The sequence below is a fragment of the Halorhabdus utahensis DSM 12940 genome (genome assembly GCF_000023945.1).
GTDB lineage: Archaea > Halobacteriota > Halobacteria > Halobacteriales > Haloarculaceae > Halorhabdus > Halorhabdus utahensis.
In genome coordinates this window covers 950,515-966,091 of the sequence record NC_013158.1, presented here as the reverse complement: position 1 = coordinate 966,091, position 15,577 = coordinate 950,515, and the positions used below count along the sequence as shown (strand labels likewise).

The following is a 15,577-nucleotide window of genomic DNA, read 5'->3' as shown; positions in this document are numbered from 1 at the left end:
CTTGCTCCGCACGGCCTTCGCCGGATCGGCGTACGTCGGTGTCTATGCACGCGCTACTGACGAGTATATTCTGGTCCGCCCCGACGCCGACGAGGACGTCATCGACGCCTTCGGTTCGGAGCTGTCGGTCCCGATCGTCGAGACGACGATCGGCGGGGCCGGGACCGTGGGTGCCCTCGCCGCCGGCAACGAGAACGGGCTGCTCGTGACGAGTCGCGTGACCGAACAGGAACGCGACCGGATCGAAGCGTCGATCGACGCCCCGGTCGTCGAACTCCCGGGGCGGATCAACGCCGCCGGGAACGTCGTCCTCGCGAACGACAACGGCGCGTTCGTCCACCCTGATCTCTCACGAGACGCCGTCCAGGCCGTCAAAGATGCGCTGGATGTCCCCGTCGAACGCGGTGACATTGGCGGTACCCAGACGGTTGGGGCGGCGGCCGTTGCGACCAACCGGGGTGCACTCTGCCATCCCAAGGCGACCGATACCGAACTCGACCGGGTGGCTGATCTGCTGGACGTGCCGACGGACGTCGGAACCATCAACTACGGTGGCCCGCTCGTCGGTTCCGGGCTGGTCGCCAACGGGAACGGCTATGTGGTCGGGCAGGACACGACCGGGCCGGAGCTCGGTCGGATCGAACGTGCGCTCGGCTACGTCGACTGATATCACTACCTTATTGTACGTCGTGGTTCGCTGCTATTGTCATGAGCCAACCTCGGGTGAGCGGACAGACCGTCCTGATCACCGGCGGTGCCGGATTCATCGGGAGCCACCTCGCTGACGCACTTGTCGAGCACAACGACGTGATCGTCCTCGATAACCTCTCCACTGGGAAACGGGAGAACGTCCCTGACGGCGCGACCTTCGTCGAGGGCGACGTCCGTGATGCGGATGTGGTCGCCGACGTCTCCGATGGGGTCGACCTGATCTTCCACAAAGCCGCCGTCGTCAGTGTCGAGCGATCGATCGACGAGCCGGCGTTCTCTCACGAGGTGAACTTCGACGGGACGCTGACACTCCTTGAGGCGGCGCGACGGGTGGATGCGCGTGTCGTCTTCGCCTCGAGTGCGGCGATCTACGGCGACCCCGACACTCTCCCGATCACCGAATCCGATCCAGTGGATCCACAATCCCCATACGGGATCGATAAGTGTGCCGCCGACCAGTACCTCCGGGCGTATCACGACCTCTACGGGCTGGAGACCGTCGCACTCCGCTATTTCAACGCCTACGGGCCGCGTCAGACCGCGAGTGACTACAGTGGTGTGATCAGCATCTTCGGCGAGCAGGCCCGCGCTGGCGAACCGATCACCGTCAACGGTGATGGCACCCAGACCCGAGACTTCGTTCACGTCTCCGACGTGGTCACAGCCAACCTGCTGGCCGCGACGACTGAACACGTCGGGACAGCCTACAATATTGGCACTGGCGGGGAGACGTCGATCCGATCACTCGCCGAAACGATCCAGGCGACGGTCGGCACTGATTCGCCGATCGTTCACGGCGATCCGCGACCGGGGGACATCCAACGGAGTCGTGCTGATATCACGACGGCGCGCGAACGGCTCGGATACGAACCTTCTGTCCCACTCGAAACGGGTCTCGCGACGCTGTTCGATCAGTGAAACTCAGATTCGACTGCTCTCAGTCCCGACAACCATCTCATAGCGGATACAGCGCGGAAACCTACCCGTTCACGGGTGGGAGGAAGCGCGTCCGCTCCGTGCGACAATCGACTAACGACGACAGGGCTGACTCCCCAACGCTTTTGAACTATCAAGCATACATATGATGTATGGAGAAGCGGCGGACTGTCCCGGTCAAACTCGACGTGGACAGTGACGACGCCGCACTCCTCGAAGACACCGTAGACGAGTTTCTGTGGGCGGCTAACTACGTCACACGCCACGCTTTCGAGGGCGAATACGTTACCACGAGCAAGACCACGCTCCACGACGACACTTACGAAGACGTGCGCGATGGGACGGCGTTACACAGTAATCACGTCCAAGCCGCCCGGAACAAGGCCGCTGACGCCTGTAAAAGCGTGGTCAAAAAGTGGAAACAGGGGAAGAAGGCGTCGATGCCCCACTTCACCAGCCCGCACCTCGTCTACGACCACCGAACAGCCACCTTCCACGACGAGTACGTGTCGTTAGCAACGGTTGACGGGCGCATCGAAGCCGACTACGTGCTCCCTGACGAAAAGCGAGACACGCCCCACGCGGACTATTTCTTCTCCGACGAGTACGAAACCACGGGGGCAGAACTGCACTACAGCAACGGTAATTGGATGCTTCACATCCACTGCAAGACGGACGTGGAGCCTGACACGCCGGAACAGGATGCCACCGAGAACAGCACAGTTCTCGGGGTAGACCTCGGCGTGAACAATCTCGCAGTTGCCTCGACGGGCACGTTCTGGACGGGCGACGAATTCGACCACTGGCAACGGGAATACGAGAAACGGCGTGGGGACTTACAGGAACACGGCACGCGGTGGGCACACGAGAATATGCAGGCTGTCGGACGCAAGGAAGAAGGTCGGTTCAAGATAACGCTTCACCGTATCTCGAACGAGTTGGTGGCTGAAGCCCGCGAGAACGGCTGTTCGGTGATAGCGTTTGAAGACCTGACTGACATTCGCGAGCGTACTGGCGCGTCGTGGGGCCACAAGTGGGCGTTTAACCGCCTGTACGAATATGTCGAGTACAAAGCCGCCGAGTACGGGATCACGGTTGAACAAGTTGATCCCGAGAACACGTCGCGGCGTTGCTCTGAGTGTGGGTTCACGCACCCGGATAATCGTGAGAGTGAATCGTTCGAGTGTCTGAAGTGTGGCTACGAAAACCACGCGGATTACAATGCGGCGAAGAATATCGGTTTGCGGTATCTCCGCCGGAACCAAACTGGTTCTGGTGGAGGCGCACCCGTAGGCGTGCGCTTGAACAGCGGGACGCTGAACGCGAACGGAGAGTTTGAGCCTCCTACCGAGGTCGTTCGAGACGGCAAAGCCGTCTCGTGATGACGAGAGACCGGAGGTCTCTCGAACCAAATCGGCCAGAGCGGGAGTCCACGCTGAAAGCCCACGGCTTTAGCCGTGGGTTAGCTTACAGAGGTCACCCAGCACCTTCCAAATTTGCCGAACCACGATCTGCAGGTCGAACCAAAAGGACTGTTTGCGGATATACGTCATGTCGTAGCGGAACTTCTGTGCGGGTTCGGTTCCGGTCAGATCGTTGATCTGGGCGAGTCCCGTCAATCCGGGCTTCACGAACCACCGTCGTCGCCATTCGGAGACGGTACTCTCGATATCGTCGTCCAGTGTGGGCCGCTCCGGACGCGGGCCGACGACGCTCATGTCTCCGACCAGTATTGACCACAACTGTGGGATCTCGTCGAGATGTGTCTGACGGATGATCCGGCCCGTTCTGGTCACCCGGGGGTCGCGTCCTCCGCTGTCTTCTTCGCTCAGTTTCACGCCGGTCTCACTTTCGGCATCAGGCACCATGCTTCGGAACTTATAGATGGTAAACGTCTCCCCGAACGTGGCCGTCCGGTCCTGACTGTAGAGAACTGAGCCCCCATCTTCGAGTTTGATCGCGACGGCGATCAGCCCGATCATCGGCGAGAGGACGATCAATCCCACTGTGGCGAACGCGAGATCGAACGCGCGCTTGATCAGATGGTCTTGCCAGTCCCAGGGTTCGAGTTCGACGTCGACGAGTTCGCTGCCTGCGGCCCCGTTGGTCAGGACGACATCGGCGTGATCCCGGTGTACCTTCGCGGCGACACCGTGCTTATAACAGGTGTCTAATGCTCCGAAAAACTCCGCACGGTCCGGTCGGTCGAACGCGAGGATGGCCGTGTCGATGTCGTAATCGAGCAGGATCTCTTCGAGCCGTGAGAGCCCCCCGAGATACGACAGGGTCTCGATAGGGCTCGGCACTTCTCCACCGTCCGTCTTTCGGGCGCGCACCGCCGGTGGCTGGTCGTCTCCCACGTACGCGGATGGTGGTGAAACGTAGCCGATGACACGTCGATCCACGGCGCGCAAGATCTCCCGGATTGGCGCTGCGTCGTCGCCAATGATGATCGTGCGCTCGCCGGTTTCGGCCGGTCGACGCCGGATCGCCACGAACCAAAGCGGCAGGGCCACCAGCAGGAAGCCACCGGTTACAAGCAACGTCGCCCGTGGAAGCTGATAGGTGTAATCGAAGTAGCCGATGGTCGCAAGCGAAAGTAACGCCAGTATCGTCCGACGGACGGCCTTCATCCACGTGTCCAGGATCCGGCGTGGGCGCGGTTTGTACAGCGGTGCCATCGCCGCGAGCACCACGACCGTCGCCGTCGTGGCCTCGAAGAGGAGTTCACCGCCGACCGCCCGATCGGCCGGCAGTGTCGACAACACCGGCACCAGACCGGTAACCGATCGGATAAGTGGCTCGTTCGACAGGACGACCCCGACGAACGCGATGATGGCGGTTCCGAACACGCCCGTAATCCGGTACCGCCAGTGGGTTTCCATCGACGTAGTGTGCGTTACCGGATCGAATAAATCCTGCGCCCGTGTGGAATATATTTTCCCATGACAACTCCTCGTGCCTGGATTCGTTTCGACGCGAAAAGTCTATCCGACAACCGCGTGTCGCTACTACTACGATGGATGTCATCGACGAGCAGGGTCGACTGTTCGGCACTGTCAACGTCATCGACGCGCTGGTCGTCCTTGTCGTCCTTTCGACAGTTGTCGCCGGCGCGGCCCTGGTCGTTGGCCAGGAGTCTCCAGCTGAACCCCGGGAAATAACCATCTCCGCACAAACGCCACCCGTCCAGCCGTACGTCGCCGCAGCTATTCCCGAAGGCTCAGTTGACGGCAGTTCGGTCGTAGCCGTTCACAACAAGTCGATCAGACCGACGACCGTTGCCGTTCGAGCCGACAACGGGACGTTACACGAACGTGACCATCCGTTGAATCGCACTGTGACGATGGCGGTGACCCTCTCCGTTAGTGAGGTACCCGACGACGGAGTGACGGCGTATCGTTTCAACGACGAGCCGCTCGAGATCGGCCGTAGCGTCACGTTTGACTTCGGGCGTGTCTCCGTCAACGGAACGGTCACGAGCTTTGCATCTGAACCAGGATGACCGATCGACCCATGACTCAGTCATCGCAGGTGATCGGTGCCGTCGACAACTACAGCACCACGTTTCGACGGGCTGTCAGTCGGTCACGGCTACGCGAGTTCGTCGTCTTCGTCGGCATGCTCTTTGGGGCCGGTCGGCGGTCATCGGCCGCGTGCAGGTTGTTCCGAACGATCCAGCGTTTCCTTCGCCACTCCCCGATCTATCGCTGGCTCACGTCTGAACCTGACGCCGACGTGATCGTGATCGACCTCCGAGAGACGGTGACTGTCGGCCCCGTTCTTCGACTGGTTCAGCCACTTGGGTCGATTCTTTCCCAGTGGTATCGTGGGTCGCGACTCGCACCCGGGGACGGACCCGGTGGTCTCACCACAACCGCGGCAAACTCCCGAACGGCCCAGGTGCTCCAGACAGTGTTTGAACCGCCTGAACTGTCCGATGGCGGTGATAAGGCCGATCCGGACCCAAGAGAGCGAACTCGTTGAACCCCGATTTCACTCGACAGTTACACTTTTCGCCAGATTCCGGGGCTTGTCGATGGGGCGACCGAGTTTCGCGGCCGTGTGGTAGGCCGCGAGTTGGAGTTGCACGTTCGTCAGGACCGCGGCCGTCCGAGGCGGACTTTCGGGAACCGAGAGGACGTGATCGGCGTAGCGTTCGACGTCGCTCTGACCGTCAGTCACGGCGACGACCGGCGCGTCCCGCGCTTCCACTTCTTTGACGTTGCCGATGGTCTTGCGGGCCTGCTCGCCGTCGCCAGTCACCATCGCGAACACCGGGGTGTTCGCCGTCACGAGCGCGAGCGGACCGTGTTTCAACTCACCGGCGGCGAACCCCTCGGCGTGTTTGTACGTGATCTCCTTCATCTTGAGTGCCCCTTCCAGGGCGACAGGGTACTGGAGTCCTCGACCCAGGAAGAAGTAGGCGTCGCTGTCGAGATACGTTTCGGCGACCGCTTCGGCCTGCGATTCGTCGAGGACTTCCTGGACGTCGGCGGGCAGATCTCTGAGTGCGGCGATCGACTCGCGATCGTCCTTGGTCGGGACCATTCCGGTCGCCAGCAGGTTGAGCGCTGTCAATTGCGAGGCGAAGGTCTTGGTCGCGGCGACGCCGATCTCCGGGCCCGCTTTGATGTAGAAGACGTGATCGCACTCCCGTGCGGCTGTCGAAGCCACGACGTTGGTGACCGCGAGCGTCGTTGCGCCCTTCGATCGGGCCGCTCGCAGTGCCGAGAGCGTATCGGCCGTCTCGCCGCTCTGGGTCACACCGATCACCAGATCGTCGCCGACCGGCGGTGGCGCGCTCGCGTACTCGTGAGCCAGGAAGGCCTGTGCCGGGACGCCGGCGTCCCGGAACAGTTGAGCGCCGTACACTGCCGCGTGATAGCTCGTGCCACAGGCGACCAGTTGAACCCCGCGCGGGTTGAGGTACGCCAGGTCGCCGATATCGACCTCGCCGGCGAGTTCGTCGACCCGTTCGGAGAGACCCTGGCGCAACGACCGGGGCTGTTCGTTGATCTCCTTGGCCATGAAGTGATCGTAGCCGGCCTTGCCCGTCTCTTCGGGGTCCCACTCGACGGTATCGACCGTCTTCTCGACGGGTTCACCAGCGATCGTCGAGACTGTCCACCCGTCCGGATCGATCCGGGCGAACTCGCCGTCGTCCAGGTAGACGACGCGATCAGTGTACGCACGGAACGCCGGGACGTCACTCGCGAGATAGTAGGCGTCTGCCGGCCCCTCGCCGCCGTCGCTGCCGAGTCCGAGCACGAGCGGCGAGTCGTTTCGAACGGCAAAGACGGTCTCCAGACCGGCGATCACGACGGCGACGGCGAAGCTTCCTTCCAGCCGGGAGACAGCTTGGCGCACTGCAGTCTCCGGATCGGCACCGGTTTCCAGGGCTTCCTCGATGAGGTGTGGAACCACTTCAGTGTCGGTCTCGCTCAGGAAGGTGTGGTCCTCGCCGAGTTCGTCTCTGAGTTCCTGATAGTTCTCGATGATCCCGTTGTGGACGACGGCGACGTCACCCGTACAATCGGTGTGGGGATGCGCGTTCTCGTCGGTCGGCGGGCCGTGGGTACTCCAGCGCGTGTGGCCGATGCCGACTGGCCCGTCGGGCTGCTCGATGTCGACTGCCTTCCGCAGTTCGTCGATCGTGCCCGATCGCTTCGTGACCGCTAGCTGGCCGTCTGCCAGTGCGACCCCCGCCGAGTCGTACCCGCGATACTCGAGGGTCGAGAGACCTTCGACGAGGACGTCGGTCGTTTCCGTGTCGTGACCCACACAGCCGATAATCCCGCACATCAGCGCCGCACCTCCGCCCCTTCGGTGACACACCCCTCGACGCTGACGCCGGTCGCCAGATGTGCGTTCGGCCCGACGAGTGTCCCTGGTGCGAAGCTGACGTCGCCCCCTGCCTCCACCCGGTCGGCCAGTAGTGCGCCGAGTGGCTCGTCCTCGTAGATCGCCGTTCCGATCCGGACGTCGCCCGGTCCACCCGAGACGACGGCATTCGGACCCAGAGTGACGGCCTGGCCGACGATCGCATCGATCAGGGTCGAACCCGGGCCGACGCGTGCGTCGTCGTCGAGGACGGCTGTGGCGATCGTCCCGTTGGCACCGACGGTGACGTTCCGACCGATCGCGACGTTTGGCCCGATCACCGCACCTGCACCGACCTCACTATCCGGACCGATGACTGCCGGTGGCTGGATCGTCGCTGCCTCGTGGACAGACGCACTCGCGTCGATCCAGACCTGGTCGCGAGACTCCGGGGGATCGAGCCGGCCGTTCGCGAGGACCGTTCGTGCGAGTTCGAGCAGATCCCACGGATAGGTTGCGTCGACCCACGTGCCGTCGGTCTCGACTGCGCCGACGCTGCGATCGTCGATCAGCCGTGCCAGGGTGTCGGTCAGCGCCAACTCGCCCGCCTCGCGCGGCGTCCGTTCGATCATCTCGAAGATCGACGGCTCGAACGCGTAGACGCCAGCGTTGATGTAGCGATACTCGCCAGCGTCCGGTTTCTCGACCAGATTCGTGACAAGCCCATCCTCGACGAGGACAGCTCCATAATCCGTGGGGTCGGGACCGTCGAGGACGGCCAACGTCGCTCGCGGCTCACTCTCTTCGAACTGGTCGGTGACGTCCTCGACGATTGTCGGGTCGATGAGAGTGTCGCCGTTGACGACGAGGAACGATCCCTCAACGGCTGCCTGGGCCTGGAGGAGTGCGTGACCCGTGCCGAGTTGTTTCGTCTGGTCAACGTACGTGACCGGCCGCCCCCGGTAGGTCGGCCCGACGTGATTCTGGACCCGATCGCGCTCGTAGCCGACGACGAGGACGAGTTCCTCGACACCAGCCTCGACGAGTGCGTCGAGGACGTACTCCAGAATCGGCGTATTTCCCGCGGGGAGCATGGGCTTCGGGCGGTTGTGTGTCAGCGGCCGGAGACGCGTGCCTTCTCCGGCTGCGAGGACGATGGCTGTCTGACAGCTCATATCGGACAGACGCGTGGACCTGGTTTCAACCTGATGGGTTCACACAATTTCTGCGAGAATTGCCAGCCACGACTCCGGATCGGACGGCCACGTGACGTTACTGTGACCCCATCTCCTCGCTCGCGACCTGTCGCCCTCGGGAGGTCATCTCGACTTCGGTCCGCTCGCGGATCGTTTCGATCACGTCGAGTTCGATCAGCCGATCGAAGATCTCCTCGATCTCCCTGACGTCTTCGTCGACGAAATCGGGGATATCGAAGGGCGAGACGCCCGTGTGGAGCGCCATCACGATCTGCTGTTCGGTCGGCGAGAGGTCGAGGTTCGCGCGGTTTCGCTCGACACCTTCTTCCAGAATCGCCTCCAGGATCGTGATCTGTTGGCCTTCACCGGTGATGTGGGTCTCGACGCTCCGGTCCTCGCTGTCGGTGTGCTCGACCTCGAAGATCCGTCGTTCGGCCCCGTCGACAGTCCGTTCGTCGGTCTCGACGTCACCGATGTCGTCCCGGCCGATGGTGACGTATTGCCCGTCGGCGACCGCGAGTTTGATCGCCTCGTCTGTGAGCTTGACCTTCGCCCGTTGCCATTCCGTTCCCTGGACGACGCCACCCTTGACCGCCGGATGCTGGACGTAGATGAGCGTATTATCGAGAAACGCCCGGTAGAGGTCCGTCTCGAAAGCCTCCTGTTCAGGTGCCCGCAGGAGCATGACGTCATCGTCGATATGGAGCGTGACGTAATTCGCGACGCCGGCCGCGTTCTGGTTGACGTCGAAGCGACCACCGACGTCGTCGACGTCGGTCAGTGGAATCACCTGCTTCTCGTCGGCGATGAGGACGATCCGCTTTGTCGTGAGTACGATTCGGCACTGCGTCCAGTCGGCATCCTGGATGTCTCTGCCGTCCGTGGCTGCCTGGAGGTACTGCCCCCGATCGTCCATCAGTTTACGCTCGCCCTCGCTCATCGATAGTGATCTCGCTCTCTTCGAGATACGGCACCCGGGTGATTAGGCGTTTCGGCCGTTGGCCTATCGGTGTCGCGGACGGAGCTATCGCTGTCCGACGTAGCGCACCAAAAAATGAAGATCGCGCGTCAGAACCGCTTTCGGCGGTCAGTCGTGATTCGGATGGGTGTCTTACTGCTGGCGGCGGACTGCGAGCAGTGCGGCGCCCATCAGTGCGACCAGCGCGAGCACGGCCGTGAAGCCGGGGCCGCTGGCGGTCGTGCTCTGTGCGTCTTCGATCTGACTCTCGAGATCGGAGACATCGGATTCGAGCTCACTGATCGTCGAGTCTCGCTCGGAGATCGTCGACTCCTGCTCGGAGATCGTCGAGTTCTTGGCCTCGAGCATGCTCTGGAGACTCTCGGTCTGGTTCTGGAGGTCGGAGGCTTCCGCTTCCCACTTCCGGGCCGAGAGGTTCATCGCGCTGACTTCGGACTCGAGGTCCGCGATCGTGGTCGTCTGGTTGAGAAGCTGGCTCTCAGCGTCCGCGAGCTGCTGGTTCAGCTCCTCGGTCTGGTTCTGGAGCTCCGCGATGGTTGCGTTCTTCTGGTCGAGGAGTTCCTGGCTTGCGCCACCGGTCTCGTTGAGCTCCTGTTCGAGCTCTTCGATCGTGGCGTTCTTCTGCTCGAGCATGCTCTCGGTCGCGTTCAGCTCGTCCATCGTGCTGTTGAGGAGCGTCTCGAGCTCGTCGATCTGGGCCTGGAGTGCCTCGGCGGACTCCTGGGTCTCCCATTCGGGCGTGTCCGAGAAGACCGCGTCGACAGCGTCCGTGTTACCGGCGCGCTTCAGCGAGAGTTCGAACTCTTCGCCAACCTCGCGGTCGCCGAAGTCGAACTGGGCAGTCCACGTGCCGTTGTCCATGACTTCGACGTCAGTGTCCTGTTCGAGGAAGTCACCGGACTTCAGCGCCTGGACCGTGATCGTGGTGCCGGGCGCAAGGTTGCTGCTACCCTTGATCTCGGCGCTGTCGACGTTCTCGACATCGTACGGAGACTCGACCAGGTCGAAGGAGCTACTCCGCTCGGCGAACGTGATGTCCGTGCTCACGGTTTCGGTTTCACCACTGGCGACGTACGGGTTGTTATCGCCGTCGACTTCGAAGGTGACCGAGTACTCCTCCCCGGCACTGATGTCTTGCGTGTCCGGAAGGCCAGTCTGTGCGTCCGTATCAACGACGACGAAGAAGCGGTTGTTGGCAGCGTCCGGCTCGATGCTGAAGTCGTCCCCGCTAATGTCGAATTCGGGCGCGTTGCCGTACTTGCCGTCGAAGTTCTCCTGCTTGAACGTGACGTTGAGTCCGTCGCTGGTGGCGCTACCGAGGTAGGCGAAGACACCGGATGCCTCGACCTCGACTGCGAGGTTGTCACCGAAGGCGACGTGGGACATCTCGGTCCCGTTCGTGATCTCGGAGACATCTTCGAAGTTGTCGTTCATCGGCGCGACGATCGTCGATGCACTGACCGTTTCACGCGGGTTCAGCGCGAGCGTCGCGACGTCCTGCTCCTCGTTACCGGCGTTGACCGTCAGGTCGTACGAGCCGGTCGCGAGGCGGAAGTCTCCGATGGATTCTTCGTAGTCAACGTTCACGGTGTCTGCACCCTCTGCCGGCGAGAATGCGTTTCCGTGTCCGCCGGCGAGGAAGGTGTTCATCTGGACAGTGACCTGACCGTCGTCGGCGTCGCCGCCGTTGGTGCTGTCCATGACGGTGAGGTTGGCCCAGTATTCACCGGAATCGTCGGTGATGTTGACCGTCGCCGTGTCGGTGTTCTCCATGTTGACGGTGAACGCGGCGTTGTCACCGACTTCCTGGCTGAAGACGTTGTTCTCGAAGGATGCCGTGGTTTCTCCGGCCGTCTTGTACTCGATGCTGAACGTGCCCTCGGCATTCGAGGTCTGGGACTCCACCGTGAAGTCGTACGTGCCGAGGTCCAGGCTGGAGAAGTTGACACCCAAGTACTTGTCCGACGAGTCAACGGTCAGCTGGATCTTGTGGTCTCCGTGGGCCGATGCTGCCCCGCCAAAGACCGTGTTCAGTTCGCTCTGGTCGAGGCTCGTGGAGTTGACGAGAATGTTGAAGGATCCCTCGGCGACGCCGAGGTTGTCCGTCTTGACGTTGAGACCGTTGTCGTCGAATCCGGCCTCGTCATCGTAATAGACGCCTCCCCAGTTTGATACCTCGAGGTCCTGCTGGACGATCTCGAACTGGGTACCCTGAAGGTTCGACCCGTTTGCACGGAGGAAGTAGTACCCCGTCTCGAGATCCATCTGACTACCCGAGAATACGGCCGATCCGCTCTCAACCTCGGCAACGGCCTCCTGCGTCGAGTCCTGGTCGCCGAGGATACCTCTTCGAACCTGGACGAGGTCGCCGTTCCCGACGATCACGTCGTCGCCGCCACCTTGGGCCGAATAGGTTCCCGAGTCAACTGTAAGCTCTTCTCCCTGGAACACCGGGCCGTCAACGCCGCTGGTGTTTCCTGATTCCGCTGCCGCGACACTGCCACTCAGCGCGACGGTCCCAGCGAAGACGCTGAAGACCATCAGCGCTGCGAGGAACAGCGCGCGGAGTTTGCTTGTTGTGTCTGTCATAGTTTGTAGTGTGTCTGTCCCCGTCAGCACCCTGCCACTGGGGACACATTGCGTCGGCCCTCCAGTGGTAGACGGGACTGACGGTTCACGTTGTAATCCATCTACCAGATGTGGTAAATGCTTTCTGGTTCAGGCCGGGTATGCCCGACCCCCGCAAGCCCCACGACTGGCCGCGAACGTCACTCTATTCCCGGTTTCTTCCTCTTCGATCGCGGTCGCTCCCACAAAGCATTTAAGTCGGGTGTCGAATCGCCCGGGTCCGCCCCGGTTTGATGTCACGCTGCCGGCTGTGCGAATGCTGCTTCGCGCACACAGGACAAAAGGTTAGTTATCGAATACGCCGCCATCGAACGGTGTTCAAGCGAAGTCGATTCCCGGACCGGATAGGCTGCGGGACGGGCGTTACCGGTAGAGCTTCCGGAACAGCTCCAGGACGTCGCTGACGCCGACTTTGCCGTCTCCAGTGAAGTCGTAGGCGTCGGCGTTCGACTGGACCATCTCGTTGTTACGATTGTTCAGCAGCGACCGGACGTCGGCGATGTTAGCGTTGCCGTCGCCGTTGACGTCCTCGTGGAGGCCGTCACCGTCGAGGTCCTGGGGGGCTCCCTTGCCGCCGGGCAGTGCACCGGGCGGCGTTTCTTCGCCATCGTCCTCTCCGTCGTCTGTTTCGCCGTCGTCTGCTTCGCCGTCGTCTTGCTCGCCATCGCCTTCGCCGACCGTCATCGTCAGGGTGTCGGTGTCGTCGCTGATCTCGACCTCGCGCTCGACGGTCTCCTCGCCGTGGGTCGCGGTGATGTGGTACGTGCCCTTGAAGGCGTCCGTCGCGAACATTCCGTCGGCGTCCGTGCTGCCGGATTCCTCGGTCCACCACTCGTCGAAGATGAGGTTCTGCCAGACGTCCAGGGCCGGCTTGGGGTTCCACTGGGAGTCGAAGAACGGAGCGTCGTCCCGCCAGTGGAGGGAGTCCTGGAAGCCCCACACCATGAAGGTCTCCGCGTTCGGATGGCTGAACGTTATCTTCAGGAACTGCTTGAAGAAGGTGGCCTTGTCGGCTTCCATCCAGGTGTCGTCGGCCATGTCGAACTCGGTGATCCGGATGCCGGCACCGAGGCCGCTGTAGAACTCCAGGGCCTCCCAGATCTCGGATGGCGTGAGTGCCGACGATTGGCTGAAGTGGCTCTGGAGGCCGATCCCGTCGAGATCGACGTCGTTCTCGATCAGGAACTCGGCCATCCGCTTGTGGTTGTCACGCGTCGACTGATACGGCCCCTCGATGGTGTTGTAGTCGTTGATCGCGATCCCGACGTCGTCGGGGGCGACATCCTCGGCGTGGTTGTGCCACTCGGCGAGGACCGGTGCTTCGACGGCGTTGATGTCGAGTTCCTCGTCGGGACCGACACCGCGGACCGCCTTGATGAATCCGGGTACGTGGGTGGTCTCGTTGTGAACCTCCCACTCGTCGATGACGCTGCCGTAGTCCTGGAAGTCCGCGTAGTGGTTGATGATCTCCTCGATGTGAGACATCGTCCGATCGCGGACGTACTCCGGATCGAGCTCGGGATTCTCGACTTCCGACCACTCGCGCCCCATCGCCGCGACGACGTCTTCCGGCACGGCGTAGGAGTCGACGGCTGCCCACAGACAGACGTGCCCGCGGATCCGCATGTTCTGCTCGACGAGCCATTCGGTCGCCGAGTCGGCGATGTCCTGTGCCTCCTCGAAGAAGCGCCACTTGTGATGGTTGCCCAGGACGGCGGTGTTGAAATTCTCCGTGATGACCTGTCGATATTGATCACCCGGTTCGGTGTTCTGGATCAGGTGGTCGGCCGTGACCTCGGTGCCGAAGCTGAAGTCGTGTTCCTGCATCGCGACCTCGACGTCGGCCCCCTCGACGGCGCTGCCGTCGCCGTCGACGACTTCGACCGCGACGTCGGTCTTGCGGTGTTCCTCGATCCGAGCATCGGCTTCGTCTTCCCATTCCTCGTTGATCTCTTGCTCCCAGGCAGGGAGGTCACCGACCGAGACACCCTTGGCGAAGTCGACCACGGCGAGGCCGCCGATGTCGACGGTCTGGGCCTGTGCGCCGAGCCAGATCTCGGTCCACCACTCGCCCGATGCGGCGGCGCTTCCGGCCTCGATCGGGAAGTAGAACCGCTTCCACTCGCCGGTGAGCGGCGGGCGCGGCTTGGTGACGTAGTTGGCCGACTCGTCACCCGAGGAGGTCATCTTGTAGGTGATCGATGTGTCTCCCTCGGGGGCGCGCATGTACGCGACGCCGAGCAACGCGTCACCACTCTCGAGTGCCCGATCGCCGTACGCCTTGAGGTTTACGAGCCAGTCGTCGTCGGCTTGCTCGGTCACTTCGATCCGGGTCGCCTCCGAGAACGGGACGTCGTCGCCGACATCGATGGACTCCTGGTTGGCGAGGTCGGAACTGCCGCCGGCGACCTCGTAGGCGTCGAAGGTCGCGGCTTCGGTCGTCCCGTAGGCGAACTTACCCGCCCCACCGAGGTTGTACCCCTTGAGGTCGCTGACGAGATCCGAGTAGTACGGGTCGTCAGTGTCCGTCCAGATCTGATAGCCACTGCTCTCCTCGGGCGGCACCGCCTCCCCGCTCGGGAGGTTGCCGATCCCGACGTCGGCGTCACTGTAGTCGATCAGCGCCATCCCGCCGAACTCGACGGTCTGCTGGGCCATCCCGAGCCAGAATTCGACGTATGCGTCCCGGATTGAACCCGGGCGGGACCCGACTTCGATCGGGAAGTAATAGCGCGTCCACTCCGAGCCGGGCTGGACGGCCGAGTTGTCCGTGATGTAGTTCGCGTTCTGATAGCTCCAGTCGTCGCCTTCGGCGTCCTTGTACCGATATTTGAAGAACCCTTCCGTCTCCGCGTTGTCCGACTCGCTCCGGAGGTACGCGACACCGAGGAGGACGTCACCTTGCGCGAAGTCCTGCTCCGTGAGGAACCGCTGGTAGGAGTACGACCAGGAGTCTGCGCCTTCCTCGTTTACCTCGATTTGGACGCCCTGTGTGATCGGGACGCTGTCGTTGTCGATCGAGATCTCCGAGAGATTCCCGCTATCCCCCGACTGGAATTCGAAGCTGTCGATCGTCGCCTGCTCGGTCGCCCCGAACAGGAACGACCCAGCCGGCAAGTCGTACTGCTCCTGGAGTTCACTCTGCAGCGTCTGGTGATACTCGTCGAGGTGGCCATCGGCTGCCACTGACCCAATTGTCCCCGACCCGACTGCAGTTGCCGCCCCCAGTGCCCCGACGGACTTCAGGAACGTCCGCCTGTCGCCGTGAACGTGTAATCTATCGTCTGTCATCTGTGTATAGCGG

Annotated in this window: 11 protein-coding genes; 5 read left to right on the top strand and 6 right to left on the bottom strand. The window is 62.3% G+C overall.

Annotated elements, in window-relative coordinates; genetic code table 11:
• The first annotated feature begins 1 nt into the window (after position 1).
• The 3 genes from HUTA_RS04890 to HUTA_RS04880 all read left to right on the top strand — a co-directional run bounded on the left by HUTA_RS04890 (position 2) and on the right by HUTA_RS04880 (position 3,029).
• A complete protein-coding gene (locus tag HUTA_RS04890; protein WP_015788758.1) occupies positions 2-667 on the top strand; it encodes a translation initiation factor IF-6 in 666 nt (221 codons plus the stop codon).
• 41 nt (positions 668-708) lie between these two features.
• Positions 709-1,629 carry an NAD-dependent epimerase/dehydratase family protein gene (locus tag HUTA_RS04885; RefSeq protein WP_015788757.1) on the top strand — a complete coding sequence of 307 codons (921 nt, stop codon included), beginning with the start codon at positions 709-711 and terminating at the stop codon, positions 1,627-1,629.
• A 170-nt stretch (positions 1,630-1,799) separates the two neighbouring features.
• Entirely contained in the window at positions 1,800-3,029 is a 1,230-nt protein-coding gene (locus HUTA_RS04880; protein ID WP_015788756.1) for an RNA-guided endonuclease InsQ/TnpB family protein, read from the top strand.
• Positions 3,030-3,098: 69 nt separating this feature from the next.
• Here the strand turns inward: HUTA_RS04880 and HUTA_RS04875 are convergent, their stop codons facing one another.
• The gene (locus HUTA_RS04875; protein WP_015788755.1) at positions 3,099-4,532 is read right to left on the bottom strand and encodes a sugar transferase; all 1,434 of its coding nucleotides are present in this window, start codon (positions 4,530-4,532) and stop codon (positions 3,099-3,101) included.
• A 134-nt stretch (positions 4,533-4,666) separates the two neighbouring features.
• Here HUTA_RS04875 and HUTA_RS04870 point away from each other — a divergent pair, with 134 nt between their 5' ends.
• Complete coding sequence (locus HUTA_RS04870) at positions 4,667-5,152, top strand: DUF4330 domain-containing protein (RefSeq protein ID WP_015788754.1); 486 nt, start codon at positions 4,667-4,669, stop codon at positions 5,150-5,152.
• 11 nt (positions 5,153-5,163) lie between these two features.
• Positions 5,164-5,634, top strand: coding sequence for a hypothetical protein (locus HUTA_RS04865; protein ID WP_143920326.1), 471 nt, complete (start codon positions 5,164-5,166; stop codon positions 5,632-5,634).
• A gap of 9 nt (positions 5,635-5,643) precedes the next feature.
• Here HUTA_RS04865 and glmS read toward each other — a convergent pair whose 3' ends face one another.
• The 5 genes from glmS to HUTA_RS04840 all read right to left on the bottom strand — a co-directional run bounded on the left by glmS (position 5,644) and on the right by HUTA_RS04840 (position 15,564).
• A complete protein-coding gene (gene glmS, locus HUTA_RS04860) occupies positions 5,644-7,452 on the bottom strand; it encodes a glutamine--fructose-6-phosphate transaminase (isomerizing) (protein WP_015788752.1) in 1,809 nt (602 codons plus the stop codon).
• Positions 7,452-8,645, bottom strand: a complete 1,194-nt coding sequence (locus HUTA_RS04855; protein WP_015788751.1) for a sugar phosphate nucleotidyltransferase — start codon at positions 8,643-8,645, stop codon at positions 7,452-7,454. The genes glmS and HUTA_RS04855 overlap by 1 nt, the downstream gene beginning before the upstream one ends.
• A 97-nt stretch (positions 8,646-8,742) precedes the next feature.
• Positions 8,743-9,606, bottom strand: coding sequence for a CheF family chemotaxis protein (locus HUTA_RS04850; protein ID WP_015788750.1), 864 nt, complete (start codon positions 9,604-9,606; stop codon positions 8,743-8,745).
• Between the two features lie 171 nt (positions 9,607-9,777).
• Positions 9,778-12,234, bottom strand: coding sequence for a BGTF surface domain-containing protein (locus tag HUTA_RS04845; RefSeq protein WP_015788749.1), 2,457 nt, complete (start codon positions 12,232-12,234; stop codon positions 9,778-9,780).
• Positions 12,235-12,636: 402 nt separating this feature from the next.
• Positions 12,637-15,564: an endo-1,4-beta-xylanase gene (locus HUTA_RS04840; protein WP_015788748.1), complete on the bottom strand. Its 2,928-nt coding sequence runs from the start codon at positions 15,562-15,564 to the stop codon at positions 12,637-12,639.
• Between the last annotated feature and the right edge of the window lie 13 nt (positions 15,565-15,577).

What these genes read in the sequence shown, in the direction of transcription:
- HUTA_RS04850 (WP_015788750.1), bottom strand. Translation starts at nt 9,606, where the DNA reads ATGAGCGAGGGCGAGCGTAAACTGATGGACGATCGGGGGCAGTACCTC.
- HUTA_RS04840 (WP_015788748.1), bottom strand. Translation starts at nt 15,564, where the DNA reads ATGACAGACGATAGATTACACGTTCACGGCGACAGGCGGACGTTCCTG.
- HUTA_RS04880 (WP_015788756.1), top strand. Translation starts at nt 1,800, where the DNA reads ATGGAGAAGCGGCGGACTGTCCCGGTCAAACTCGACGTGGACAGTGAC.
- HUTA_RS04865 (WP_143920326.1), top strand. Translation starts at nt 5,164, where the DNA reads ATGACTCAGTCATCGCAGGTGATCGGTGCCGTCGACAACTACAGCACC.
- HUTA_RS04855 (WP_015788751.1), bottom strand. Translation starts at nt 8,645, where the DNA reads ATGAGCTGTCAGACAGCCATCGTCCTCGCAGCCGGAGAAGGCACGCGT.
- HUTA_RS04875 (WP_015788755.1), bottom strand. Translation starts at nt 4,532, where the DNA reads ATGGAAACCCACTGGCGGTACCGGATTACGGGCGTGTTCGGAACCGCC.
- glmS (WP_015788752.1), bottom strand. Translation starts at nt 7,452, where the DNA reads ATGTGCGGGATTATCGGCTGTGTGGGTCACGACACGGAAACGACCGAC.
- HUTA_RS04845 (WP_015788749.1), bottom strand. Translation starts at nt 12,234, where the DNA reads ATGACAGACACAACAAGCAAACTCCGCGCGCTGTTCCTCGCAGCGCTG.
- HUTA_RS04885 (WP_015788757.1), top strand. Translation starts at nt 709, where the DNA reads ATGAGCCAACCTCGGGTGAGCGGACAGACCGTCCTGATCACCGGCGGT.
- HUTA_RS04870 (WP_015788754.1), top strand. Translation starts at nt 4,667, where the DNA reads ATGGATGTCATCGACGAGCAGGGTCGACTGTTCGGCACTGTCAACGTC.